The sequence below is a fragment of the Bremerella sp. P1 genome (assembly GCF_028748185.1).
In the GTDB taxonomy this organism is placed as follows: Bacteria; Planctomycetota; Planctomycetia; order Pirellulales; family Pirellulaceae; genus Bremerella.
On the sequence record NZ_CP118164.1, the window covers coordinates 3,207,303 to 3,233,062 of the forward strand.

General features: G+C 53.3%; 26 protein-coding genes. 22 read left to right on the forward strand and 4 right to left on the reverse strand.

The window, feature by feature from the left end; translation table 11 throughout:
- Nucleotides 1–23 precede the first annotated feature (23 nt).
- Nucleotides 24–389, forward strand: a complete 366-nt coding sequence (locus PSR63_RS13435; protein WP_274333969.1) for a cupin domain-containing protein — start codon at nucleotides 24–26, stop codon at nucleotides 387–389.
- Between the two features lie 164 nt (nucleotides 390–553).
- Nucleotides 554–1,126, forward strand: a complete 573-nt coding sequence (locus tag PSR63_RS13440) for an RNA polymerase sigma factor (protein WP_274333970.1) — start codon at nucleotides 554–556, stop codon at nucleotides 1,124–1,126.
- A 135-nt stretch (nucleotides 1,127–1,261) separates the two neighbouring features.
- Here PSR63_RS13440 and PSR63_RS13445 read toward each other — a convergent pair whose 3' ends face one another.
- Together PSR63_RS13445 and PSR63_RS13450 are read right to left on the reverse strand one after the other, a co-directional pair.
- Nucleotides 1,262–2,983 carry a solute:sodium symporter family transporter gene (locus PSR63_RS13445; RefSeq protein WP_274333971.1) on the reverse strand — a complete coding sequence of 574 codons (1,722 nt, stop codon included), beginning with the start codon at nucleotides 2,981–2,983 and terminating at the stop codon, nucleotides 1,262–1,264.
- A 445-nt stretch (nucleotides 2,984–3,428) separates the two neighbouring features.
- Nucleotides 3,429–3,959, reverse strand: a complete 531-nt coding sequence (locus PSR63_RS13450; RefSeq protein ID WP_274333972.1) for a hypothetical protein — start codon at nucleotides 3,957–3,959, stop codon at nucleotides 3,429–3,431.
- A gap of 195 nt (nucleotides 3,960–4,154) precedes the next feature.
- Here PSR63_RS13450 and PSR63_RS13455 point away from each other — a divergent pair, with 195 nt between their 5' ends.
- The 11 genes from PSR63_RS13455 to PSR63_RS13505 all read left to right on the forward strand — a co-directional run bounded on the left by PSR63_RS13455 (nucleotide 4,155) and on the right by PSR63_RS13505 (nucleotide 13,616).
- Nucleotides 4,155–5,210: a type II secretion system F family protein gene (locus PSR63_RS13455; protein WP_274333973.1), complete on the forward strand. Its 1,056-nt coding sequence runs from the start codon at nucleotides 4,155–4,157 to the stop codon at nucleotides 5,208–5,210.
- A 24-nt stretch (nucleotides 5,211–5,234) separates the two neighbouring features.
- Nucleotides 5,235–6,383 carry a type II secretion system F family protein gene (locus PSR63_RS13460; RefSeq protein WP_274333974.1) on the forward strand — a complete coding sequence of 383 codons (1,149 nt, stop codon included), beginning with the start codon at nucleotides 5,235–5,237 and terminating at the stop codon, nucleotides 6,381–6,383.
- 4 nt (nucleotides 6,384–6,387) lie between these two features.
- Nucleotides 6,388–7,680: a type II secretion system F family protein gene (locus PSR63_RS13465; protein WP_274333975.1), complete on the forward strand. Its 1,293-nt coding sequence runs from the start codon at nucleotides 6,388–6,390 to the stop codon at nucleotides 7,678–7,680.
- A gap of 2 nt (nucleotides 7,681–7,682) precedes the next feature.
- Nucleotides 7,683–8,105 carry a hypothetical protein gene (locus tag PSR63_RS13470; RefSeq protein ID WP_274333976.1) on the forward strand — a complete coding sequence of 141 codons (423 nt, stop codon included), beginning with the start codon at nucleotides 7,683–7,685 and terminating at the stop codon, nucleotides 8,103–8,105.
- Nucleotides 8,102–8,569 carry a hypothetical protein gene (locus PSR63_RS13475; protein WP_274333977.1) on the forward strand — a complete coding sequence of 156 codons (468 nt, stop codon included), beginning with the start codon at nucleotides 8,102–8,104 and terminating at the stop codon, nucleotides 8,567–8,569. Before PSR63_RS13470 ends, PSR63_RS13475 begins: the two co-directional genes overlap by 4 nt.
- Entirely contained in the window at nucleotides 8,566–8,979 is a 414-nt protein-coding gene (locus PSR63_RS13480; protein WP_274333978.1) for a hypothetical protein, read from the forward strand. The genes PSR63_RS13475 and PSR63_RS13480 overlap by 4 nt, the downstream gene beginning before the upstream one ends.
- Nucleotides 8,979–10,037, forward strand: coding sequence for a DUF1559 domain-containing protein (locus tag PSR63_RS13485; protein ID WP_274333979.1), 1,059 nt, complete (start codon nucleotides 8,979–8,981; stop codon nucleotides 10,035–10,037). Before PSR63_RS13480 ends, PSR63_RS13485 begins: the two co-directional genes overlap by 1 nt.
- Before the next feature lie 12 nt (nucleotides 10,038–10,049).
- Nucleotides 10,050–10,496 carry a hypothetical protein gene (locus PSR63_RS13490; RefSeq protein WP_274333980.1) on the forward strand — a complete coding sequence of 149 codons (447 nt, stop codon included), beginning with the start codon at nucleotides 10,050–10,052 and terminating at the stop codon, nucleotides 10,494–10,496.
- A 50-nt stretch (nucleotides 10,497–10,546) separates the two neighbouring features.
- Nucleotides 10,547–10,984 carry a response regulator gene (locus PSR63_RS13495; protein WP_274333981.1) on the forward strand — a complete coding sequence of 146 codons (438 nt, stop codon included), beginning with the start codon at nucleotides 10,547–10,549 and terminating at the stop codon, nucleotides 10,982–10,984.
- Between the two features lie 75 nt (nucleotides 10,985–11,059).
- A complete protein-coding gene (locus PSR63_RS13500; RefSeq protein WP_274333982.1) occupies nucleotides 11,060–12,985 on the forward strand; it encodes a PAS domain S-box protein in 1,926 nt (641 codons plus the stop codon).
- A complete protein-coding gene (locus tag PSR63_RS13505) occupies nucleotides 12,954–13,616 on the forward strand; it encodes a response regulator transcription factor (RefSeq protein WP_274333983.1) in 663 nt (220 codons plus the stop codon). The genes PSR63_RS13500 and PSR63_RS13505 overlap by 32 nt, the downstream gene beginning before the upstream one ends.
- Before the next feature lie 21 nt (nucleotides 13,617–13,637).
- Here PSR63_RS13505 and PSR63_RS13510 read toward each other — a convergent pair whose 3' ends face one another.
- Nucleotides 13,638–13,910, reverse strand: coding sequence for a hypothetical protein (locus PSR63_RS13510; RefSeq protein WP_274333984.1), 273 nt, complete (start codon nucleotides 13,908–13,910; stop codon nucleotides 13,638–13,640).
- 375 nt (nucleotides 13,911–14,285) lie between these two features.
- Between PSR63_RS13510 and PSR63_RS13515 the strand changes: the two genes are divergently transcribed.
- A complete protein-coding gene (locus PSR63_RS13515) occupies nucleotides 14,286–15,191 on the forward strand; it encodes an HDOD domain-containing protein (protein WP_274333985.1) in 906 nt (301 codons plus the stop codon).
- A gap of 138 nt (nucleotides 15,192–15,329) precedes the next feature.
- On the opposite strand, the gene PSR63_RS13520 is transcribed toward PSR63_RS13515, so the two are convergent.
- Entirely contained in the window at nucleotides 15,330–16,685 is a 1,356-nt protein-coding gene (locus PSR63_RS13520) for a BBP7 family outer membrane beta-barrel protein (RefSeq protein WP_274333986.1), read from the reverse strand.
- Between the two features lie 531 nt (nucleotides 16,686–17,216).
- Here PSR63_RS13520 and PSR63_RS13525 point away from each other — a divergent pair.
- The 8 genes from PSR63_RS13525 (at nucleotide 17,217) to PSR63_RS13560 (ending at nucleotide 25,732) form a co-directional block, all read left to right on the forward strand.
- Nucleotides 17,217–18,995, forward strand: coding sequence for a hypothetical protein (locus PSR63_RS13525; protein ID WP_274333987.1), 1,779 nt, complete (start codon nucleotides 17,217–17,219; stop codon nucleotides 18,993–18,995).
- Nucleotides 18,996–19,422: 427 nt separating this feature from the next.
- Complete coding sequence (gene hpf / locus PSR63_RS13530; protein WP_274333988.1) at nucleotides 19,423–19,764, forward strand: ribosome hibernation-promoting factor, HPF/YfiA family; 342 nt, start codon at nucleotides 19,423–19,425, stop codon at nucleotides 19,762–19,764.
- A 99-nt stretch (nucleotides 19,765–19,863) separates the two neighbouring features.
- Nucleotides 19,864–20,340, forward strand: coding sequence for a PTS sugar transporter subunit IIA (locus PSR63_RS13535; protein ID WP_274333989.1), 477 nt, complete (start codon nucleotides 19,864–19,866; stop codon nucleotides 20,338–20,340).
- A 99-nt stretch (nucleotides 20,341–20,439) separates the two neighbouring features.
- Entirely contained in the window at nucleotides 20,440–20,736 is a 297-nt protein-coding gene (locus tag PSR63_RS13540) for an HPr family phosphocarrier protein (protein ID WP_274333990.1), read from the forward strand.
- A 52-nt stretch (nucleotides 20,737–20,788) separates the two neighbouring features.
- Entirely contained in the window at nucleotides 20,789–22,525 is a 1,737-nt protein-coding gene (gene ptsP / locus PSR63_RS13545) for a phosphoenolpyruvate--protein phosphotransferase (protein ID WP_274333991.1), read from the forward strand.
- 630 nt (nucleotides 22,526–23,155) lie between these two features.
- A complete protein-coding gene (locus PSR63_RS13550) occupies nucleotides 23,156–24,853 on the forward strand; it encodes an Rne/Rng family ribonuclease (RefSeq protein ID WP_274333992.1) in 1,698 nt (565 codons plus the stop codon).
- Nucleotides 24,854–25,077: 224 nt separating this feature from the next.
- Complete coding sequence (rplU, locus tag PSR63_RS13555) at nucleotides 25,078–25,392, forward strand: 50S ribosomal protein L21 (protein WP_274333993.1); 315 nt, start codon at nucleotides 25,078–25,080, stop codon at nucleotides 25,390–25,392.
- A 217-nt stretch (nucleotides 25,393–25,609) separates the two neighbouring features.
- A complete protein-coding gene (locus PSR63_RS13560) occupies nucleotides 25,610–25,732 on the forward strand; it encodes a hypothetical protein (protein ID WP_274333994.1) in 123 nt (40 codons plus the stop codon).
- Nucleotides 25,733–25,760: the final 28 nt, after the last annotated feature.

A 25,760-nucleotide genomic window follows, 5' to 3' on the forward strand; every position in this document is an offset into this window, starting at 1 on the left:
CGCATTAAAAGGGTGCCCCAAACATGCCCATTCATATTCCCGCCCCTGCCGTCATTGAAGCCGCCGGGAACAAACCCAAGGTCATTCAGGAGTTCGTCGGCCGCGTGAATTCTAAGACCGATGCGGCGAGTATTGCTCGCATGGTCAGCCCAAGCGGCTGGGTTGAGCCTGGGCAAACGCCGGAGTTCGATGAATACACGGTGGTGCTTAAAGGAGAGCTGACCGTCGAGTCGAAAGAAGGTGTCCAAGTGGTCACGTCGGGTCAGGCAATAATTACGAAAAAAGGAGAATGGGTTCGCTACAGTAGCCCCCATCCGGATGGGGCGGAATATATCGCCGTTTGTCTGCCGGCTTTCTCCCCTGAAACCGTCCATCGCGACTCCGAGTAAGATTACGGGCTGCCGTATCCTCGAAAAGAGGGGCCGTTTCAGCTACGATAGAACTGTTCTTTCCCATTCTCCGACGAGCGTAGACGCGCGGTAAAGAGTTGCTCCTCGGGGGATCTTCTAAGTTCCATTGCTCCTCGACTCATACCACCCCGGCTACATCGTTCGTGTCTGACGACTCGCTCCTGATCCAGCGCATTCTCCAAGGCGATACGTCCGCCTACGAGGAGATTGTGCGCTGTTACCAGCAGCGATTGTTCAATACGATGGTGCACATTCTCGGCTCGAAGGAAGATGCTGAAGATGTCGTTCAAGAGTCGTTTGTGCAGGCCTATCTCAAGCTGGGAACGTTTCAGGGAAACAGCGCGTTCTACACTTGGCTTTATCGCATTTCCTTTAACATTGCGATCAGCCATCGTCGTCGTCGAAAGAAGGTCCACTCGATCGATCAGGTACGCGAAGATGTCGGTAACGAGCCGGTCGATCGCAGCGAAGGCCCTGGGCATCGGATGGAGCAGCAGGAAAACATTCGTCAGGTTCACACAGCACTCGAGAAACTCTCGGAAGAACATCGCGACGTCCTGGTGCTGCGAGAATTGGAAGGAATGGACTACGACCGTATTGCCGAGGTGCTCGACCTGCCGGTGGGGACGGTGCGAAGTCGCTTGCACCGTGCCCGATCTCACCTGAAAGAGTGTCTCGAAGTCATGATTGCCCAGTCGGAGCGTGGGCTACCTTAGACGCCATTCCTGCTTCGCCCCTGCAGGTGCTTTTATGCATTGGGCACCTTGGCGCAAAAAAATAAGAGGGCCTAAGCCGAGACGTCCTGCCAGATCGTCTGACCTAAGCCCTCTTGGGTGGATGCTTAGCGGCGGTTAGTCAACCTGAGCGGCGCTTACCTCAGCTGACTCCGCCGGGGTAACCGGGAAGATCGTGTTGACGCTTGCGAAGAAGGCATAGATGCCAAACACGATCACGATCAGACCAATACCCAGGGGTTTCGCCAATGGCCAGCTGGTCATGTCGACGGCACCGGCATCTTTTTGTTCGTAGGGTGTCTCCCGAGGAGCGATTTGTGCCATCAACAGTTGGAAGCCAACCAGCAAGGCAAACATAAGCCCCAGGAAGTGGAAGTCGTAGAACGGTTGATTCAGGTCGAGGTCCGCGCCCTTGGTCATCGGCTGAACGACAAAGTAGAACACGGCAATTGCAATAAAACCGAAGATCAAAGCAGCATCCGCGGCGATCTTAGGAGCTCGCTTCGAGAGCATACCGACGAGTACCACCGAGAAGATCGGGATGAAGTACAGCCCGTTCATCTTTTGGAGGTAACCAAAAATGCTATCCTGTCCGACAAGCAGCGGGGCGATCGTCATCGACACGATTGCCAGGATCGTTCCGAACACTTTGCCCGCTTGAATAACGCGTTCATCAGTCGCAGTCGGGTGCAGCATCTGTTTGTACACACCCAGGCTGAACAGGGTTGCTGTACTATTGAGAGCCGAGTTAAACGAGCTAAGAATGGCTCCAACCATCACCGCCGCAAAGAAGCCGGCCAGCCAGGTGGGCAGGACGTTGCTTACCAACGTGCCATAAGCTTTGTCGTTCGCAATCGTGCTTCCGTAGAGGTGATAAGCAATCAAACCAGGGATGACGAGAATCAGCGGAGCAAGGATCTTCAAGACACCTGCCAGGAGAACGCCCTTCTGGCCTTCTTTTAAGCTGCTGGCACCAAAAGTTCGTTGAATGATTTGCTGGTTCGTACACCAGTAAAACAGGTTTAACAGCAAAACGCCGGTGAAGAGCGTGGAAACGGGGACCGATGAGTCAGCGCCGCCGAGTGAGTTGAATTTCTCCGGATTGGCCACGTACATCTCTTCGACCGCGCTAAAGATGCTTTCGCTATTGATTGCGTTAAGTCCGAAGAACAGGATCAGGAAGCCGCCGACTAGCAAGCCGAAGCCGTTGAGCGTATCAGAGACGGCAACCGTTCGGAGCCCACCGAAAATGGCATAAAGCGAACCGATGATGCCGATCATCCACACCGCACCCCAGAGGATTGCGTAGTCTGCTGTCCCCATCGCATCGGCCGGCGCGTTGGCCGCGACATCGGGGCTTTCGAGACCAAGGATACCCTTCACGTCCAGAATTCCCGTCAGTCCGGTCGCCCCGGTGTACAGGATGATCGGGAGCAAGATACCGGCATAGGCGACAATAAAAATGAGCGAGGTAATCGCCCGCGTTGAGTCGCCAAAGCGTTCTTCGAGGAATTCTGGAACGGTCGCGATTCCGCTCTTGAGGTAACGCGGCAGAAAGTAAAGCGCCATCACCACCAAGGATGCACCGGCGAGGACTTCCCACGCCATCACGCAGATACCGTCTTTGAATGCGGCCCCGTTCAAACCGACCAATTGTTCGGTCGATAGGTTGGTCAGCATGAGAGAACCGGCGATGTAACCCCCTGTCAGCGTTCGGCCAGCGAGAAAATAGCCTGCCGAAGATCCGTGGTCGTCCTTCCGAGTAAGCAACCAAGTGACGAAACCCACCAGTGCCGTAAAAAAGACGAACGAACCGAGAACAATTGCCGTTTCAAGCATTGGGGCTGCCTGTGAATAGTTGCGGGGGCATGATGAGTGAGGAAACCTTAGAGGTTAACCGGTACGAGGTTCAACACAATGAGAAAAGTGCAATGAACGTTGAGAAATTTTGCGATATCCAAATGCCAGATGCAATCCCGCTCGGGATATCGCCAAGTGCGGCGAATCGTGGGTCTTTTCAGAGGCGTTCCGATTCATGGCTGCATTGGGAAAGAGATCAGAGTGCGGAATTCTTTCTGTTTTACCCAATCAACCACATCTACGTTAGCCGATGGATTAAGTAGAGACCCGCTTTCGTCGACATTCGGCAAACCACAGAGAACGTGGATGCGTTCTGCCTAGAATAAACGTAGGAACAGAACTTTTTACGAGAGGCGAATCATGTTTTTTATCGTATCGATCCTGCAGCAGCAGCGAAAACAGAAATAGCGATCGCTCTGAACCGCTAGTTACCTTCGGTTAGCCCATCATCGGTCTTGAACTTTGGCAGGGACGAAGGGTTTTCTCCCAGCGGAACGAGGCGAATCTCGTTGACAGCGAACTTCCCAATCAGTGGAAGACCGACCATCTCTATCTCGACCCGATAGACTTCGGGTGCGTCGAGCGTAATTTCTCCCAGGCTCGTTGTTGCCAGTGTTTGATCGTTATCGCTCAGCTCAATATTCTCCTCTGAAAAGCGATTGTCTCCGACATATGCCCGCATGCGGGCTTCTTGCGTGGGACCTGTGCAAATCGCATCGACTTCAACCGAGTAGGTTCCCGGTGCGGAAAGGTGGATCTGCCAAAGGACTCGTTGGTCGCGATTCTTGAAGCCAACGATTTGATCCCATTCATTGAGATCAAGACCTTCTCCAGTCAGTTTGGCCGCAATTGGTGACAGAATGACGGAGCCATCAGAGTCTTGGTAGACCGCTGGCGGCAACGACAGGGGGACCGAGTCAGGCGATTCGGTGTCCGATGGGGAATCAAGGGACACCGATTTGATCGCCTGCGATTCGGGCGGAGTTGTGGCTTGTGGGGATCGATTACAGCCAAGCAATACGCCCGATATCAGCAAGATCACAGGAAAATTGAGAGTGGACAAGGTGTCAGTTTTCTTCCGTCGAGGGGGATTCGTGGTTAGAATGAGGCTGCGTTGGCTTTTCTTTATACGTCCCTGGAAAGACTGTGTGTGGCTTCGACACGTCCATCATACCGTTTGGAAGATATTCTCGCTCTCAACGCCGAGATAATATCTTTATCGCGTGTCGAATTGCCATTAGATCCTCATCTGGGACGTATGAGCAAGGATCTGACAGGGCGTCTTCGCCGATTGGGCGAGGATCTCTCGGAGCGTCTCTCCAAAGGCCAGTCGCTAGAGGACGCGATTGATGAATTGGGGACCGGTTTTCCGCCCATGTATCGTGCGGTCGTGACAGCTGGGATTCGCAGCGGACGATTGACTTCGGCGTTGGAGGATATCGCCGCAACCGCCAGACGTGTCCAAAAGATGCGAATCTCTTACCTCACGGCTTCCGTCTATCCGGCGATTCTGTTGATCCTGGCAGGCATCTTTGGGATGACCGTTGGGATGGAGCAGCTACGGATGATGCGCGAGGTGTGTATCGATTCATTCCTCCCCGAGACATCTTTCATTGTCCGCTCGATTGATTTCTTCGCCGCTCTGAAACCACTTTTCGCGGCGTTGATTCCCTTGGGGGGATTGATGTTGTTCTGCATCGCACTGCTTCAGGTCTGGCCGTCATTTCTCTTCTTGGGAGATGGCTTGGTGACTTGGCTGCTTCCTGGGGCGAAGAAAGCCGCTCGAAATTGTCAGTGGGCGATGGTATTCGACTTGATGGCATTGTTGATTCGTCATCATTGTCCGCTTCCTGAAGCAGTTCGATTGGCGACCGAAGCGACTTGCAATCGTCGTATGACGGCGAGTGGTCGCCAGTGGGCAGAGCGTATTGAAATGGGTGACCTGAAAACAGCACCACCCGAATTGAATCCACTGAGTAAGTGGCTTTTGACATCGCAGCTCGAGCCAGATGCTCTAGCAGATAGCCTGGCTCTCACCGGCGAGCGTTACTATGCCAAGGCTCGCAGGCAGAGCCTGTGGATTCAAAACCAGCTTCCCATTTATGCCACATTGATGATTGGCGGCTTTGTCGTTGTTCTTTATGCGTTGATGCTTTTTATTCCCTGGATTGGGATTTTGCGTCACGTGTTAGTCCTTCCCGCTTAGCCCCGTTGTTTCCGCGTTTCGTTCATGCAGCCACCCTTCGGTTCTTCCAATCATGATTCCGGGTTAGATCACCCGCTGGAAACCAGCGCGGAGACGGTGGAAGATTCGAACGTAGAGTCGGAAATTAAGCCAGGCACCATCTCACTCAACGCGGACGAATCGGCTGAACTTCTTCGCTGCATCGGCGAGTTGTCGAAAACTGGTATGCCGTTGGACGAAGGGCTAGAAGCCTTTGCCGAGGAGGTCTCTCAGCGGAAGCTTAAGCAAGCTTTCCGGCAGTTAGCGAAAGAGATTCGCGCCGGTGGAAACCCATTGGTCGACCATGACCTCAGTTTCGTGCGACTCCCCAAGTACCATCAGAGCGTCTTGGTGGCCGGCATTCAGTCGCATCGACTTGGCGAGACGCTTTACGAGTTACTAGAAGAAGAGAACTGGCGGAAAGAGTATTGGCGTGATCTTTGGGCCGCGCTTTCGTATCCCATTCTGTTAGCCGCCGTTACGCTGCTGGTCGTTGACCTTCTCAACGTGTTCATCATGCCGATGATTCAAACGCAGTTCCTCTCCATCTACGAAGACTTTGAACTCGATTTGTCATTTGATCCAGAGATCTTCCGGGCTCCGACGATTTCGTGGACCAGTTTCTTTCTGTTAGGTGGCGTCGGGATCTTCCTGATCCCTGCATTCCTGACGCCTGCCCAGACCGCGTTGTTAAGACGTAGTGTGCCGGTAGTTGGCAAGATTTTTTGGTGGTACGAATCGCTTGACTTAATCATCAAGCTTCGACTGTTGGTCGCGCAGAACATTCCGACCCCGACCGCATTGCGTCTGTTGGAAGACGCGGTTGCCAGTCGTCGCTACGCGGAACTGGTGCCCGTCTGGGCCGAGCAAATGGAGCAAGGTAAGCGGCTGGGAGAAGTCTGGCAGGTTTCGTCCGATATTCCTTCTTCGATTCTTCCCTTGATACGTTGGGGAGAGTCCAACAATTCACTTTCAGAGGCATTGGAGAGCGCCGAGCGACTTTTGAAAGAAAGACTTGCCCTCCGGCGAGAATTAATTCGCAAGATTGGGCCGCCGGTGATCACTATTCTTGTGTTGGCGGCTTTGTTTTGGGCGGCGGTTCGACTCGTCGTATTGGTATCTCCTTTGATTGACTTGATTCAAGCATTGACCTGAGATCATGGATCTTCTTTACCACTTACAGAATCTCTGGATGGCCGTCCTCTTGGGCGTCGTGCTGCTCGTTCTGTCGAACCAGTGGGACAGCACAACCCACGAAGAGTCATCCGTTCTGCGTCGTTCGCTGCGGCTGACGGCTTGGATGATGATTTGTATTGGCGGTGTCGGTTGGTGGATCGGTGTTTCAGGTTTTGTCGCTGTCGTTCTGATTCCGGTTGTTTGTTTTGTTCTCTTCGGCATTGGTATGCAGCGTTACCGTGTCATGGAGAATCGTAGCCTGGTTTCGATTGTGATTGCCGGAATGGAAAAAGGGATTCCACCGGTTGCCAGCGCTGTTGCGTATCGGCAAGAAGCGACCGGGCTCCAGGAACGTAAGGCCGATCGGTTCGCCAAGGCGATTGGGGCAGGCATGTCCCTAGTGGATGCAGCCCGTATTGCTCGCGTATTTCTTCCGGCAGAAACGGTCATGATGCTCGAGTTAGGACGGACCATGGGAAGTGTCGACGCGATCAATAAACATGCCAAAGGATTTGTTCGCGACGATACGACCAACTACGGCAATCTCGACCTGTTCCTCGGTGGACTGATTACGGTCGTGATGGTTGGCTTCTTTCAATTGGCCTTGCTGACGTTTACCGAAATCAAGATTAAGCCTGTGTTGGCGATGATCATCGATGATTTCGATTTAGGCGCCAGCGGGTTTCCGGCGCTGTGGGCTTGGAGTGAATGGTCGTCGGATATCATTATTTGGTGTTTGTATGTCATTATCCCCATTGCCTTTTTGCTGTTTGTGCTAATGGTGATGGTGCAATGTGGCGTGTTCAGCGAGCTTCCATGGGGCCTGCGCTGGGTTCACGGTCCCCTGAACGAGTGCCGGTTTTTGAATGTGTTGTCGGTGGTCGTTGCTGCTGATTTGCCAGTGCAAAGTGCCTTGGAAGTCGTGCAAGCGAGGTTTCCCGCCGGACGCATTCGCAAGGTAGCTCGACATGTTTGCCGACAGCAACAGGCCGGTGCAGACTGGATTGAATTGCTTCGTAAGGAAGGGATTTTGAATCGCGGTGAAGCGGCTTTGGCCAGTTCAGCACAAGATGCCGGCAACTTGGCATGGGCGCTCAAAGAGATATCGATTGGCAAGCGTCGGCGTCATTTGCAACGCATGGCACCAGCTATGAAAATAGCGTTACCGATTCTCGTCTTGCTGGCCGCACTGCCGGTATTGTTTGCCGCGATTGGGATTTTTCTTCCCATCATTAATCTGGTGACTAACTTGTCCATTTACTCGCCGGTCAACTAATCATGCATCGAAATGTCAGCCAATCTGGACTTTCCGTAGTTGAATGCGTCGTTGCGCTTTCAGTTCTAGCGGCGATGTTGTCGGTGGTGCTGTCGATTCAGGTGGTCCAGTCGGCTCGGATTGGACTTTCCAAGCAAAAGCTAGTCGCGGAGCAAACGTTGGCTAATCTTGCCCAACGCGTGGTTGCCGCCGATGAGGCAGAGATTTCAGAAGAGTCGATTACTGGCTGGGCTCATCAGCTAGAGCAGCAACAAGGTTTGCCTCAAGACACAATCGAGGTTGAGCTCAAAGCGGTTTCAAAACCGGCAGCCGGAAAACAGATTGTCCTTACGTGGAATCCCCACTCTCCACATCTGCCTGAGTATTCGCTGGTTGCCTGGCGATTCGAGCAGACGCCTGAGGAAGCCGTGGAGGAGCAGCCATGAGATCGCGACGTCGGAAGGGAACCAGTCTGATCGAAACGCTAGTGATCATCGTCATTGGCGGAATTGTCGTGACTTTAGCAATCAAGCTTTTGCATCAGAGCCAAATGAATGCCCGCCAGGCCCAGGACTGGCTTGATCTGGAAAAAGGGGTGACGCGATTGGAAACGCAGCTTCGTCAAGATGTGCGAGATGCTGACGAAGTGGAACTGCCGGATGACCAAACGCTCGTCATTTCGCTAAGAGACTCTTCGGTCTCATACACGATCAAGAAGGGACTTGTCGAACGAACACAAAAAGCCCCGGTCGCGGATCAAGTCCAGCGGGAAGGGTACCGACTGCCAAAGTCCCGCGTCACGTTCTCTCTGAGTGATGCTGATCAGGTTCGTGTATTGATAGAAGCGAACCAAGGTATGCCATCTTCCGAAGAGTATGTAATCGAGCAAACCATCGGGAGGCGACCATGAAACAGCAGCGATCATGCAGGCCTCGCGGTTTTGTCAGCGTGTTTGTTTTAGTGGCCATGGTAGGAGCCGTGCTAATCGCCACCGCCTCGCTTGTGCGAGTCACGTCGCAGTCACGACATTCGGCCAGGAACGCGAGTCAGCCTCAAGTGGATCTATTGTTTGAGTCGGCGGTCGACTTGGCAAAGTCCCGGTTAGAATCTCAGCCGCAATATGACGGTGAAACATGGCAACTGAACAAAGCGGACAGCGGACTGCGACAGTCGGCCAAGGTCGTCATTGAAATCGAATCAAATACCGATCCGAATCTTCGCAATGTGGAAATCGTCGTCGAGCTTGGTGACGAGCCCGCAGCGACCATTCGCGATCGAAGAACATGGACCATTTCACTCCCAGCGTCGGAGCAAAACTAATGAACGCGAGAACTTTCCGCGGATTTACGTTGGTCGAATTGTTGGTGGTTATTGCCATCATTGGCGTCTTGATTGCCTTGCTGCTTCCCGCCGTGCAACAGGCACGCGAAGCAGCGCGGCGGATGCAATGTATGAATCACCTTGGTCAGTTGGTTCTGGCTCTACACAACTACGAGTCTGCCAATCAGCATTTCCCAGCCGGTTCCATCAACGATACGAGTCCCATCAAGAATATTCCGAAGGGATACCATCACAATTGGATTTCGGCCACCCTGCCCTATCTGGGAGACACCACGACCTACGATCATATCGACTTCAGCAAGGGCGTTTATGACAAGGCACAAAATGGTCCGAGAAGTTTGAGCCTGGAGATGCTGGAGTGCCCTTCGAGCCCCGTGAATCGGGTGAATAATCGAGTTGGTGCTTCTCACTATGTCGGGATTCACAATCATTGTGAACTGCCAATAAGCGAATCGAACACCGGCGCCTTCATCTTGAACAAACCTCTTGCGGCGGCCGACTTCAGTGACGGCGTGGCCTTCACGCTGTTTCTCGCTGAAGCGGATATTGCACCGACCAGTAATCTTGGTTGGTTAAGCGGTACGAGAGCGACACTTCGTAATACAGGGACGCCTCCTAAAAGTGGTCCAGGGATCGCCTTGCCGAACGTCTATGCTGACCCAGAGTGGTTGAATACGCTCGAGATGCAGCCTGGAGAAGCATTTGACAATGTCACAGCTTTGCCCCCTGATCCTGGTAGTGATGCTGAAGCAAAAGAAAAAGAAGGCGAGCAGGATGCGCAAGCAAAGAATATGACGGAAGCCGATTTCATGGATTTCGAGGGGAAGAACGTACCGCTATTTCAAGCGAATGTGTTCGGAGTGATTCCCAATGATCCAACGCTTTTCGTGGGCGGGATCGGAAGCTACCATCCCGGTGGCGTAAACACGGCGATGGGCGATGGAAGCGTGCGTTTTATCTCGGAAACGATCGGGCCAGTCCCCTATCACCAGATGGGACATCGGGCTGACGGCCAGTTACGAGTCAGTGAGTACTAGACGGACGCACGCATGTTAAAGGGTCAATCCTTTCCACTGATCTTTCTGATGCTGCTGGTCGCGTTCTCGGCGATTCTGGCTCGTATCGCCATGCCGATCGTGCAATCATTTCAAACGCACGACGTCTATGGTTCGGCGGTTGCCACCGAGCAATGGATTACCTGGAGCGCGGCGATGGTCCTGACCGGTGCCGTGGTTGGTGTCTTGATTGGTTGGGTTCGAGAGTATTTTTGGCCTGGGGCATTCGTCGGTTTCATTCTCGGAAGTGTGATTGGCGCAGTTTGCACACCGTTCCTCGCAGTGCCTGCGGCACTCACGGCGTTATGCGACTTGGCATGGATCTTTATCTCGTTGATTTTGCTGACCTTCGGGACCATACTAATTGAACGCCGCAACAGTAGACCTCAAGATGGTGAGCAGTACGTAAAGACGCTGAAAGAGAATACCGATCAATTGTGATCGAAGCTTGCCTAGGATGCTGATCGCGATTTAATCAACGGGGGCATAGGATGGTCAGCAATATCAGTCGCGTTCTCTTGGTCGAAGACAATCCGGCCCATGCGAAACTGATGATGAGGACACTCAGCGAGTTCAGTCAGTCGCTCGATGTCGATCACGTTTCCGATGGTGAAGCTGCTCTTGCTTATCTATTTCATACCGGCAAGTTCGAACACAAGACCCAACTGCCGCACTTGGTATTACTTGATTTAAGAATCCCAAAATTTGACGGTCTAACAGTACTGGGCCGAATTAAGCAAGATCCAGCGCTGAAACAGATCCCAGTCGTCATTCTCACCACTTCGGACGCGGATTCCGATGTCCGAGAAGCGACGGATAGGTTTGCTAACAGCTATTTGGTAAAACCAATTGAATACTTGCAGTTCGTCAATTTGATGCGTTCTGTTGGAGCCTATTGGACAGAATTGAATCATAGGGCTTCTAGTTGAAAGCACGTTCAGCGTCCATCGCCTTCCACGAATTCGTCAGGCTGGGCACATCCTCAAATTTTCTGCGAAGAAGCCATGGTCGGTAAGTTGCGTTTGATGATTGTTGAAGACGATCCCGCACATGCGCGTCTCATCATGCGTGGCTTTCGTTCTGAGATAGATGACTTTGAGCTCTCGACGCATTTCTCACTGAAAGACGCACGCGAGAGCATCGAGCAAACCGTGCCCGACCTGGTAATTGTCGACCTCTCGTTACCCGATGGTTTGGGTGCCGACCTGATCGAGCCGCAAGGGAAAGTCGGCCGCTATCCGGTCATGATCATCACGAGCCAGGGTGATGAGCAAACGGCCGTCGATGTATTGAAACGTGGTGCCATCGATTATGTCGTCAAGTCGGAATCTGGCTTTGCAGAGCTACCCCGTCTGGCCAAGCGGTCGGTTCGGGAGTGGCGACTGCAGCGCGAAAAGATGGAAGCGGAGGAAGCGCTGCGCAATAGCGAGCAGCGTTATCGCGCGCTGATCGATCACTCTCCGACATCCATCGTGGTCGCATGCGAAGGGAAAATCGTTCTCGCCAATGGAATGGCTCAAAAGTGTCTGCGAGCTAGTTCGACTTCCGAAGTGGTCGGGAAGTCAATCGAAACACTTAACATTCCAGACAACGCAGCGTTGGTGGGAACGAATGGCCAAGAGGCTGATGCGCGTTCGCCAACGCAGTTGAACGAATACGTCTTGCGGCGCGTTGACGGGACGCTTCTCGATGTCGAGTTGATGACGACGTCGGTCGATTATTATGGTCAAAATGCGACGCAATACGTATTTCAAGACATTACCCTGCGTAAAGCGGCCGAAACGGAAATGCGCATTCGTGACCGCGCGATTGCTTCGGCCGGGGACGGGATCTTTATTGTTCAACTCTCGCAGGGCGAGATTAAGGTCGTCGACTGCAACCAGGCATTTCTTGAGATCGTTGGTTGCGATCGTCAGCGAGTAGAGCAAGTTGGGCTGAGTGTGATTCGATGTGATTCGCGATACGATGCCCGTTTGCGTCTGATTGTCGCTGGAATTCATTCGCGACAGCCGGCACGAGATACCATCCGGATCCATGCCGAAAAGGACGATTTTCGCTGGGTCGAGATCTCGATTTCACCTGTTCAGGTGTCAGAGAGTCAGAATTCACACGTGGTTGGGGTCGTTCATGACATCACCGAGAAAGTCAATGCCGAGGAAGAAATCCGACGACATAACGCGGAGCTCGCTCACTTCTTACGACTGACCGCGATGGGTGAGCTTGTCGCGGGGCTCGCGCATGAGGTGAATCAACCTCTTTACGCAATTTCTAACTATGCAGGGACGTGCGAGAATCTCCTCAAGTCGCATGAAGGGGTTGATAAACCGAGCCTTCAGCAGTGTGTTTCACGAATTGGCCAACAGGCACGACGTGCCGCCGAGATCATTCGCCGGCTGCGAAATTTCGTCAGCCGTACCGCACCCAAAGCAGAATCGGCCGAAATCAAAGATCTGCTGAGCGATTCAATCGCACTCTTGACGCCGCTGTTGGAAGAAAAGGCGATCGAGATTTCTCTCGAGATAGATCCTTCGACGCCGAGTGTATTTGTCGATAGAATTCAAATAGAACAAGTCTTGATCAACTTAATTACCAATGCGATCGATGCGATTGACGACAACAATGCCGAACGCATTATTGAAATTAAGGCAAGCCTTGTGGAAACGAAACAAGAGCCGATGGTTCAGGTTTCGGTACGCGACTACGGTGTAGGACTCCCTCCTGGCTTTGACGTGTTCGAGGCTTTCCAATCGACCAAGGAAAAGGGAATGGGAATGGGCCTATCCATTAGCCGCACAATTGTCGAGTCGCATGGGGGCAAGATTTGGGTTGAATCCGGCTCTGCGCGCGGTACGATCTTTTTCTTCACGCTTCCAACTTCCCTACAACAGGTAACTGGCTATGCCGACGAATCCGACCGTGTTTGTCATTGACGATGACCCAGCGGCACGTGAATCGATTGGGATGCTCATTCGTTCCCTCGGCCTTCAAGTCGAAACGTATGCATCCGCTGAACAATATCTGCAATCGTTCGATGCCAGCCGTCCCGGTTGCGTCGTAACCGATATGCGAATGTTGGGGCTCAGTGGATTAGAGCTGCAAGAACAATTGGTCGAGATGGGGGAACGTATTCCGGTTATCCTCATTTCGGCGCATGCCAATATGCAAATTGCTGTAAAAGCAATGCGTAACGGTGCGATTACGTTCCTGGAAAAGCCTTGCCAGCAGCAGGAAATCATCGACGCAGTCAATGAAGCAATTGCCTTGGATGCCCGTTGGCGACAGGAATCGAAGGAATCGGCCGAAGCGAAAGAGAACTATGAAAAGCTGAACGCCGGCGAACGCGATGTGATGAAGCTAATGATGATCGGCAAAGCCAACAAGGTGATCGCCAATCGTCTGGACGTAAGCCTCCGAACGGTCGAGGCGCGTCGACACAACGTCTTCAAGAAGATGAACGTCGACAACATTCCTGATCTAACGCGGCTGGCGATGAAGATTGACGAGCTTCGCGCCGAGATCGAGATGAACACCGATGCAGGTGACGAAACGGAAGAAGAATAATCGTTGTTCTGAATTCCTGCTTCAGCCTTTTGGCTGCCCAAGTATCAGTGCTCCGACGCTCAGCGTGACGATGATTGGCAGGAGAGTCATCGGATACAGCGGGGGTTTCGGCTCCTGATAGAGATAGTCTTTTTCTACGAGCCAACTCTCGGCTCGTAGCCATCCCTGGTCAGTTCGCCGCCAGACGACCGTGACTTCCCTCTGGGAAGCGGGGCCAGGAGTTGGCAATACCATGGACGTTGCAATCCAGATTGCTCCGAGCACCAGAAAAGTCCAGAGAAGTATGCGAATCACGGGAAGTTCGTTTCTGCAAAATCATGAAAAGCGAGAAGTCGTCCTTTTCATGTTTTGCAGGGAATGTGCCACCACCGCCTGAATCGCTTCTGGTTTGCCCTAATTCCTTTTCTAGAAGGTGTTTGCGGCAGTTGTAGGGCATCCTAGGGCGATCATTTTGTGGCGTTCTTGCCTCATGGATTCATGCCCAGATGTTGCTTTATGGAAACGCGATGCGTCCGCGCTACGGGCGGATTTCCGTGAAAGCTTAATCTTCGGGATTCGAAAGTTGCCCCAAGGTGTGGTGTGACCTATTTATTTCACGTGCGGTCTGCGTTCAAAACAGAGCGACCGGGGGAACTTTTCGCTTCCAGAATTGACGGGATGAGAATCAAGATGACTCAAAATACTTCTCTGAAAGACCTGCTGGCCGGAGCCCAATTGCCAGCTTTGCCGCAAAGTGCCATTCGTTTGTTGGAACTCGCTCAAGATCCCGAAAACGGCCCTGCCGAATTTGCGGTACCGATCGAGGCAGATCCTGGGCTCACCGGACAGGTATTGCGATTCGTAAACTCGTCCTATTTCGGTTTCTCACGAGAAATTTCCAACGTCAAACTTGCTATTACGCTCGTTGGAATCCGCACGATTAAGAATTTTGCACTTTGGAGTGCCGTCTTTAGCCTGATGCCCAACCCGAAGAGTGGGCCATTTGATCTTAAGAGCTTGTGGCAAGATTCTCTCCGCCGCGGTTTGTTTGCCCGAGCTGTTGGCAAGCATTTGGGTTTGAAAGATGCGGAAGATCTGTTCGCCGCCGCCCTGCTCCAAGACATGGCCGTGCCGCTGCTGGCGAAAGAACTCGGCGACAAGTACCGCACACTGATTGAAGGCCGAAGCGAAGGCCAGGCACGTATTTCTGATCTGGAACGAGAAACCTTCGGTTGGACGCATGCCGAAGCAGGTGGTGTGATCGCACGCGGTTGGAGCTTGCCAGAAGCATTCGCCGAGTTGATTGAATCGCACCTCGATCTCGAAGATTACCTGGCCTCGCCAGAGAAAGACCCAGGCCGCGTGGCCGTCGCTCTTTCGGCATTGTTGCCGGCAACCGCCGACGAATCGTGGAAAGAACTGGAACGTTTCCAGTCGGCCTACGAGAAAGTCATGAAGGGTGGTCCGACCATCGCCGAGACCATGGAAAAGGTCGATGCCGACTATGAAGAGTTCGCTCCGGTTCTGAAGCTGGCCAACCCGTCGGTCACGCTGGTTGAACTGTACAATCAAAGCCTGCAAAAGGCCGCGACCTAAGCATCGCACAAAGTCTTAGCAGCAGATCTCGTCGCCCCCGACCGAGGAAGCTGACAAGCCAGACCAAGAACTAAAAAAAGCCGTTCCCGAGGGAACGGCTTTTTTCTGTTTGGCAAAACAGGTCGTGAACGTTGTGTCTTACCAGACGAACTCGCCGCCGAGGTAAGCACCGTGAAGGATCACGTCGCTCGAAGCTTGCACATCGTTGATGACGGCGAAGTCTTCAAAGTTTTGTGGAATCTGATCGGCTGCCAGGCCAACACCGCTAACGGCAAGGGCTCGGTAACCACCGGTGAACGTCAGGCAGTTGAACATTCGATAGTCGACACCCAGATCGATTTCACCCAGGAAGGTGACACGACCTCGCGAGCTGCTCAGGTCAAATGCTTGACCGTCGTTCGGGCTGGCGGCGTTGTCGACAACCGCGTAGCCATTGGCACCGTACAGTTCGGAATCCTGCGAAACAATGTTACCGTAGATACCAAGCTTGGATCCAAGGTGAACGTTCCAGCAGCCGTGAGTCCAGTTGCCAATGAAACCGATCTGTGGACCGATCAGGTCATTCGAGACGTTGATATCGTAGTAAACTTCGTCAGCCTGGCCGGTATAGCTGTTGTCAACCGTGTCAGCCGAGAAGGACATTGCTTCGGAAAATCGGAAGTAGCGAACACCACCCAGGACACCAACCGAGAAGCTGCTGCAACCGGTGTTGCAAGAGAACATGGTTGGATCTTGGAAGAGGTTCAGTTCAACATTGTAGAAGTCCGACGAACGACGCAGCCGGTGATTCACGGCATTGTTGAAGTAATCTTCGATGTTCGAGAGACCGCCACCGCTGTCGTATGAAAGACCTTGGAATGCGTCTTCCAGAACGGTGTTCAAGTTGCCGGTGACTTGAGTGTTGTCCACTTGGAATTCGGTCGTATCACGAATTGCCCAGAACACACCTTCCCAAGCCCAGGTACCGCAACCGGTGTACTTACCAATGCGAACTTCATAGCCGCCTGACCAGTCCATTCCGGCATCGTGCGTACCCATTACCTGGCGGCCGATGTCTGCATCGTCATAGCTCAACCAAACCTCTTTCTCGAGGTCACGGTTCATGATCAGTGCGCCACCGTAAGCGAACCAGCGGCTGCAAGGCATGCAGCAATCCGCGTAGACATCGCCACTGTAGCAGTTGCCTGAGTCACAATCACCAGTCGACAGGCTCATGCCGGGCATCGATGGTGGTCCCAGGTCTTCTGGCTTGCCTTCGAGGGCATCCATGTAAGCCTTGTCTCCCTGAACAGGTTCGAGACTAGCTTCGGGTTTGTAGCTCACATTCGAGGTTGGTTGCGACCACAACTTGGCGGGCGCACTCGGCTCGGCATAGTAGGTCGCACCAGGGCGATATGCCGATGATTGATAGATGTCGCCAGGGGATTGGGCGAACAACGCGCTGGCACTTAGCAATCCTGCCAAGGCACCAGGAACTAATAGAAACGTCTTCATGACAAAATGCTCCACGACTTTGCTTCGGACCCGTCGAGGTGACGAACCTCAAAGCTGCCAAACAATGCGGAGTTGCTGGCTTCCGTTCCACACTCTGGCTTCCTGCGTCGCGCGGCTACCGTGCCGCACGTGGCCACAACCGTGTGGCCGTTAGCATTCATCGACAGCTGCTAGCGGTCTTGATAGCAAGTTTTTAGAAGCAAAGTTACTTTTCAGAAACCGGTTCGCTATAGAACCCGACTAATCGCTAGCACTAGACCGCTAGCCATGTTCAGCCATGCGTTTGAGCCGCTGAACTGCCCATAGAAATGGGGAAGAAGATGTTGATGTTAAGAGATACGCTTCGAAACGATGTTTGTCAAAAGAAACCGGATGAAAAAAAAGATCTGATTTCGTTGAGCTTGCTGGCGCCGTCACTACGTAAAACGCTATTGGGTAAATGGTTGTCGGCCAGTTACTATTCGCCGGGATGTTATCTAACGCGAAAGTTAGCGACACCACGAGCACGCCCAGCCAAGTCCAGGGGAACGGATGCGCCTGACATTGCGAACGCTGCTAGCTCACGAACATGGATTGTTGAATGAGCAGCAAGCGGAACTCATCTCTCAGAAGATCGAACAAAGCCCGTTCGTGGCCCAGTTATTGCGCCACTTGAAAGATCGAACCGCGCGGCGCGAAATTGTCCCGCTCGGGATTGAAGCTCGTGGAACGGTTTGTCTGGAAAAAGTATCGCGGTACCTCGACTACACGTTGCCAGGCGAAGAAGTGGTCAAGCTCGAGAACGAGTGCTTCGCTTCCGATCGCCTTCTGGCGGAAGTGGCATCATGCCACGAGATCATTTCCCAGTGGCTTTCAACGCCAACCCCGACAGAGCCAGCCCTTCGTCAGCGTCTATTTGCGATCATGCCAGGGCCAATCGGGGCAATCTCAGCGGCAAGCGACGAGCTCGCCATCGAGCTTCCAGCATTGGCTTATCAATCCGTGCCACCAAGTTCGCCCCTGGTTGAAAAGAGTGTTTCCGCAGAGCCGGCACCGGCTAAGTCAGGCTGGCTTGGCGGCGCGTTTCGCTTATTCGCATTGGCTGCCAGTGTTTTAGTCTTGGTAACCTATGTCACCATGAATCGTGACAAGGTTGAGTCCATGATTGCCCAGCACTGGCAAGATAAATCGCAAGTTGCTTCAGAGCCCAAGGATATTCCTGAGATTCCGAAGGATCAGATCGCACTTGTTTCCGCGGCCGAGTCGATGTCGCCCATCGAGACAACTTCGTCAAAAGAAGCCGTCCCTGCCCTGCTCCCGGAAGTCGCCACCACGGCGTTTCATATGCCAATTCCCGTTGATCCGAACGCGGCAGATGCCGTGGCATGGAATGTCGAAGAGGCCAAGGGGGTGTTTCATCAGGAGTCTCAGGGCGGAGTTTGGCAGTCAGCGGAATTCAAGCCATTCAGCATTGGCCGAATTGTCGTGAGCCCTGGCGGGCACGTTCGGCTGATTCGTGAGGGGCTGCAACTCGAAGCACACCAACTCTCTGAGTTATCTGTGAGTAAGGATGGTGGGGCTAGACTGCGTTATGGCACCCTCGTCGTCAATCTGGAATCCGGCCAGGAGTTTGTGTTGTCTGTTGCTGGTCAACAGGTAAAGATCACCAGTTCACTCGATCCTGTTCAACTGGCGTTATCCACCAGAGCGGTTGTTTCTCGCGGACTCGACTTCGCCGACAACACAAGCAATCAGGAAGTTCACTTCGAAGGAATCTCGGGAGAAGCCGAATTGACCATACCCGGTTGTCGTGGTCCCATTCCGCTGAAGCACGGGCAAATGATCATTGCCCATATGAATCATGGAGTTCGAGGTGGCGAAAAGAGCGTTCTCAATGAAATGCAGCATGCCGCTTCGGTTTCGACACTCGCCGAGGCCATTTCCAGCTCAACTGAACCAATTCGCGATCTGAAAGACATGCTGTCTTCCGAAATCCCAGGAAAGCGTCTCGATGCGGCGATGACCCTCGCCCAATTGGGGAATGCCGAGGCCTGGAACGGCGCCTGGGCCCAGATTGCAGATCAGCATACGCTTGAGCGGCACTTGTTGGATGTTCAGGCATTGCTGGCACAGGATTCCATCTTGGCGGGAGATGTGAAGCGTCTCTTTTCGCAGCAGAACCTCGAGCATGGCCCCCTGGTTTATCGACTAATCTGTGGTTTCTCAGATGATCAGCTAACCGACGAAACTCGCCAGCAATTGGAAACTTTGCTCCGGCATCCCGAGCCGATCGTGCAGACCTGGACCCGTTTTCAGCTCTTAAAGCGGTAAATACGGTCGCATCAGGGGAAAAGTCACCGGGCAAATGGCCATTTTCTTGCTACTGCCGCTGGCGGTTTGCTCCCTCGCTCAGCCATATCCCAGGAAGCGACAAGCCACCGTTGTCCTAATATTAGCGGCGAACTGTCTTTAATTGAGTCGTTCTATCGCCTTCTCGGGGGGACCGATCGTGACGAACGGATGGTCGGAGAATGCCATTTAGCACTACTCGTCTTATGAAAAACGTCTAAAAATTGGTCGGAAACGGGTGGTGGCTCCATTTGTCAGCCTGATCGCTTGCTTGTAAACTGGGAGGTTTCCGCTATAGCATCCATGATGAAACGGGGACTACCTCTCCGTAGTCGCGTCTGGTTAGCTAATCGATGTGTCGAGCTTTTAGCCCCACTGAGCCGGATCGTCCCGTCAGGAGATTTCATACGTGCAAGTCAACATTTCAACACGCCACGGTCAATTGAGTCCTGCCTCACAAGAAACGATCACTGAGAAAGTTTCTAAGCTGAATCGATTGTTCGAGCGAATCACTGCGGTGGAAGTGACGATCGACCTGGAGCATACCGAAAAGCCTGAGGTTGAATTGCGTGTCACGGCCGAGAAGACGGAAGACTTTGTGGCAACGGACAAAGCGGAAAGTCTCTTGGCAGCTTTGGATAGCACCATCCACAAGATGGAACAGCAACTCCGCAAGCACAAAGAAAAGCTGAAGGCGCACCGTGGTAAGGGACAGCCCGCCACCGATGCAGAAACGAACTTCGAGGGATAGAACAGCGACCATACTGGCGAAACTACGCTGGACATCTGGCACCGAGTCTTTGCAGCGACTTGTTACCGGCCCGGTCCACCATGAAAAGGAACCTAGCTAATGAAGTTTGCCGATTTTATCAGCGTGAAGGCAATCAAGCCGGAATTGGAGTCGAAGGACAAAGAGGCCGTTATTCGTGAACTAGCGGCAAGTCTCGTGGCGTCTGGCGACATCATGGAAGACAGCGCCGAGAGTATCATCAAGGCCATCTTGAAGCGTGAAGAACTCGGCAGCACCGGCATCGGCCGTGGTATCGCTGTCCCTCATACGAAGCATCCCAGCGTTGAGAAGTTGGTTGGGACGGTTGGCGTCAGCACCGAAGGCGTTGATTTCAACAGCCTTGATGGCGAATCGGTACATTTGTTTTTCCTGCTGGTTTCTCCTCCGGATCGTCCTGGCGATCACCTCCGAGCTCTGGAAAACATTTCGCGTCAGCTACGCGACGATATGTTCTGTAAGTTTTTGAAGCAGTCGAAGTCTGTTGAAGACATCAAGACGCTGCTGGACGAAGCGGATAACAACCAGTTCGGCAGCTAAGAGTCGCATCAAAACCTTGGCGGAGATGTCGATTCGGCTCGAAACGGGGTTATCGGGCCGAATTTAAAGCGACATCCCATCACACGGGGCAACGTTCGGATGGGCGATGAATCCATCATTCGAAAAGTAGTCGTGCCGAATCGGCAAGGGCTTCATGCGCGTCCAGCGAACATGTTCGTCAAGGTCGCGCTGCAGTATCAGTCTCAGGTCGAGATTACGCGTGATGGCCTAAAAGTAAGCGGTAAGAGCATCCTCGATGTGATGACTTTAGCTGCTGAGCAGGGGACGGAGCTAACGATTATCGTGACCGGACCTGACGCGGAAACTGCGGCGGATGCCCTGGTAGATGTTGTGAAACGCTTCATCGAAGAGGATGATGAAGAGAACGAATCGTGAATCGGTGCGTCGTTTCCGGCGTTCTCACACTAGTTAAAGCGAGTCTATCTTAATGCGAGTTTTCCAAGGGATTGCCGTCTCCCCCGGCGTGGCCATCGCCAAGGCCATGGTGGTCGACGATCAGCAACCGAGGGTTACTCGCCGCTTTATCTCACGGGCCAATGTCGACGCGGAACTCAAGCGTCTGGCCAATGCGATGGATCTGGTTGCCGAGCAAATTCAGACCAGCCAAGACGAAGTTGCTACAGAACTGGGAGACCAGTACGGTGCGATCTTCTCGGCCCACTTGCAAATGGTTCGTGACGAGAAGTTAAACGAGTCACTAGTCGACTCGATTCGGTATCGTCATTACACAGCCGAATACGCTGTCTCGCAGTCCTTCGCGCGCTATGTCCAGTTCTTCGAACGCGTTCCGAATCCATTCTTGCGTGAGCGTGCAGGGGATTTCCGCGATATTGAACAGCGTTTGCTCAACGTACTGTTCGGAGCGGACGCCAAACGCAAGCTGGCTGCCAAGCAGCCTTCGATCGTGATCGCTCACGATCTGACGCCTAGCGAAATGGCCAACCTCGACCGGGTTAACATTCGCGGCATTGTCACCGAGGTGGGCGGCCCAGGCAGCCACTCGGCAATCGTCGCCGAGGCCTTGGAATTGCCGGCGGTGGTCGGGGTCGGAGCCCATCTTCGTGAGATCCAAACCGATACGACACTGATCATCGACGGGCATCAAGGACGAGTGATCGTCCAGCCTGACGAGGAGACGATCGCGCGGTACGAACAGGAAGTCGAACAGCAGCGTCAAACCAAGATCAAGCTTCGCGGTTTACGTGATCTTCCGGCGGTGACGACCGATGGCGAGACGATCACGTTGATGGCCAACATCGAGTTTCCGCACGAGGCCGACGCATGTATCGAGCGTGGTGCCAGCGGCGTCGGGTTGTACCGTACCGAGTTTCTTTACCTTGGGCAGGATAGCGAGCCAACCGAGGAAGACCACTACCAGGTTTATTCCAAAGTGATTCGCGATATGCAGGGTAGCCCGATTGTTATTCGCACTTTGGATTTAGGTGCCGACAAGATCTTTGGCGATGATCACCCGCCTGAGCAGAATCCATTTTTGGGACTGCGGAGTATTCGGCTATCGCTACGCAATACAGATCAATTCCGCCGCCAGCTAAGAGCCATCCTGCGGGCCAGCGTGCTGGGCGACGTATCGGTGATGTTCCCGTTGGTGAGCACGCTGCACGAGTTGCGGCAGGCCAAAATGCTGCTTTCCGACTTGATGGAAGATCTCGAAGAACAGTCGATTGCCTTCAATCGAGACCTCAAAGTCGGCATTATGGTTGAGGTCCCATCGAGCGTCGTCATGTTGGACAGATTCGCTCAGGAAATCGATTTCATTAGTATTGGAACCAATGATTTGGTCCAGTATACATTAGCGGTGGACCGCAATAACCCAGACGTGGCGGCCCTTTACAATAGCTGCGATCCGGCCGTTTTGAGACTCATCCAAATGGCGGTCGATTCGGCTAAAAAGGGAAATATCGAAGTCACTCTGTGCGGCCAAATGGGGGGGAATCCCGTTTACACCATGTTGCTAATTGGCATGGGTTTGCGTAGTTTGAGTGTTACGCCGAGCGCGATTCCGGAAATCAAACAAATATGCCGCACCGTCTCCGCTCAGAAATGTCGAGAGTTGGCGACTCGCGTGCGAGACATGGACAACGCGTGGGAAATTAAACGATTGCTACGAGAGCACTTACGGCAATTGTTTCCCGACGATGCCTAAGGCGGTCGGGCGGATGAACATCCGACGGCCCGAACAAGTAGGCTCTGTTAAGCAGGGCCGGATAGACAAATCACAGAAGAATAATTTTCCGGTGAATCGTAATTCGCCGGATCCCTTGACACAGGTCCAAGGCAAGAACGCTTTTATCGAAACCAGGGCAACCGCACCCGATGCAGGGACTTTTAAAAAGCCTGCCGCGGGAACGAGCCGATTCCAAGCGACCAGCGACAGTCAATTGACCCAAGCCAAGATGCTGCAAGTCAGTGAGAAGAGGACACGCCGAAAATCACCGCTAACCGCCTGAGCAAACCATCGCCACCACAGGGCGAGAAATAACAACAGCTCCCCAGCGAAGATGCGGAATGTAGATTGTGCGAGATCCCTTTTCCTGAGGTCAATTTGCGACAAATCGCCGTTTTTGAATCGTTGCCTCAACAAGGAATACACTGTTGGACAACCCGACAAGCCGCGTGAAAACACTCCAGGTTGCTCTTAAGCCACCGCAGTAGAAGATCCGGACCGGGCTCGACGTACGTCGCAAGATACCGTCGAGATAACCTCAGTCGACACCAGCCATTTCGAGAAAAAGCTTTCGCGGTCATGGACCCCATGCACCAAAGCGAGCTTTTCATGAAAAAAGAGATGCTGATCAACGTATCGCAGCCGGAAGAATGCCGGATTGCGATCGTGGAAGATGGAATTCTGGAAGAGTTCTATCTGGAACGGACCAGCCAGGAAAACTTTGTCGGCAACATCTACAAGGGTGTCGTCGTCAATCTCGAGCCAAGCATCCAAGCAGCCTTTGTCGACTTTGGTGTCGGCAAGAATGGCTTCCTCCACATCAGCGACGTCGAGCCACAATACTTCCGCCAAGGCGGTTACGATCCGGCTGCTCAGTACGATCGCCCCGAAGACCTGGCCGCATCGCGGTTTGGCAGTGACTTCGGTGACGACGACGATAACGACGACAGTGATGATGACAGTCCATCCAGCGGTGGCGGAACCAAGACGCAACAGCGGCGTGGTCGTCGGCAACGTCCAGGTGCCCGACCTCGCGTGAAACCGCCAATCCAAGAGATCTTCAAGCGAGGCGACGAAGTTCTCGTGCAGGTTATCAAGGAAGGCATCGGCAACAAGGGACCAACCTTGTCGACCTATATCAGCATTCCAGGACGCTACCTGGTGCTGATGCCGGCTCTCGGTCGCGTCGGTGTTTCTCGCAAGATCGAAGACGACCAAGTGCGGCGTCGCTTGCGTGGCACGCTCTTGGACCTTGATCCGCCGAAGGGTCTGGGCTTCATTGTTCGCACCGCCGGACAAGATCGAACCAAGAAAGACCTGTCGCGCGACATGGCGTATCTGCTTCGACTGTGGCGATTGATCGTCCGCCGCATCCGCAAGTCGACGGGACCTTGCGAGATTTACGAAGAAAGCGACATGATCATTCGCACCATTCGTGACATCTTCGCCGCTGATGTTGATGCGATCTACATTGATCGAAAAGAGCAATACGAGGCCGCCAAAGAGTTCCTGCAACTCGTGATGCCGCGGTTCGTCGATCGTTTGCAGCGACACGACACGAAAGAAGCCCTCTTCCGCAAATACAACCTGGACGAGGAAATCGCGAAAATCCACCAGCGCGAAGTTCCCCTGTCGCGCGGTGGTTCGATTGTGATCGATCAGACCGAAGCACTCGTGGCGATCGACGTGAACAGTGGTAACTTCCGCTACGATGGCAGTTCGGAAGAAGCTGCCTACCAGTTGAACCTGCTGGCCGCCAAGGAAATCGCTCGCCAACTTCGTCTTCGCGACTTGGGCGGTGTGATCGTCAATGACTTCATTGATATGCGACGTGAAAAACATCGCGCAAACGTTGAACGTGCCCTGAAGGATGCCGTGAAACGCGACCGTGCCCGAACAAAGATCTTGCGGACGAGCCCGTTTGGCTTGATTGAAATGACGCGTCAGCGTGTCCGGCCAAGCCTCAAGCGAAGCATCTTCCGCGATTGCCCTTGCTGCAGCGGTCGTGGCGTCGTGAAGTCGTCCGAAAGTATGGCGATTGAAGTGACGCGTGTCCTCATTGCTGCCGCCCAGCAGCCCAAGGCAAGCCAGATCAACTGCCGCGTCAACGAAGAAGTGGCTGCCTACCTGAACAATAAGAAACGCCGCGAGATTGCGGTCATCGAAGACGATAACCGCGTGGTCGTTCACATCATTGGCAGCGAGTCGGTCTTCCCAGAGCACGTCGAGGTCGAATGTAAAGACGCGGAAGGCCGCCGGATTTACATGACCGACCCACACGATGCTTCCCGCAACGGGCGTCGGTAAGTCTCGTAATTGCAATAGTTTAAGGGCGAGGCGTCGTTCGCGTGCCTCGCTCTGATCTCACCGGGTACTAGCACGCTCGACGAGTCGCCAGGCCAATTCCAAGAAAACGGCCTCCGCGCCCTCGACAGTTCGCAGTTTGCCCGGTAAATTGTGTGGTTTCCCCTGAAGTCATTCGCCCCGCTAGGGGCTGTTCAGAAATATAAAACTCGATTGGGTTCAATCGGATGTACGCGATCATTCAAGAAGACGGTAAGCAAATTAAAGTCGAACAAGGCCAAGAGCTGCGGATTGATTTCCGCTTCGAGGCTACCGCCGGCGATGCGTTGACGTTCGACAACGTTCTGTTGGTCTCTGGCGAAGACGGCGTGAAGATCGGCAAGCCAACCGTTGATGGCGCCTCGGTCAAAGCGGAAGTCGTTGGCGTCGTCCAGGGCGAAAAGCTGACCATTCAAAAGTTCCGTCGTCGTAAGAACAGCAAACGCAAGACGGGCCATCGTCAGCTCTACACCAAAGTGAAGATCAACGAGATCGTTGCTTAAGCTTCTCAGAGCCAAACTGCACACCTCGGAAAGCCGCAAGATTAGAATGCTTGTGGCTTTCCTTATGCGCTCTTTAGGTAAGTTCGCGCGATTCGAAAGGCTTCATGCAGTTAGAGTTAAGAATTTTCAAAAAAAGACTAGCCAAGCGTAAGCAATCTCGATAAGTTGTTGCCCATGCGAGAGGGAAACCCCCTCAGGGCCAGCAATCGAAAACAAGATGGAGTCAGCTTTTCGACAGGTCATGACAGACCGCATCGCAGCAGCCCACACGCAATGGTGCGATATCCAACAGGACGTTGAAAACCAGTCAGGCAACTATTTGGGGATGGACTCGGCTTAGCAAATATCTATCGCTTGACTGCTACTTA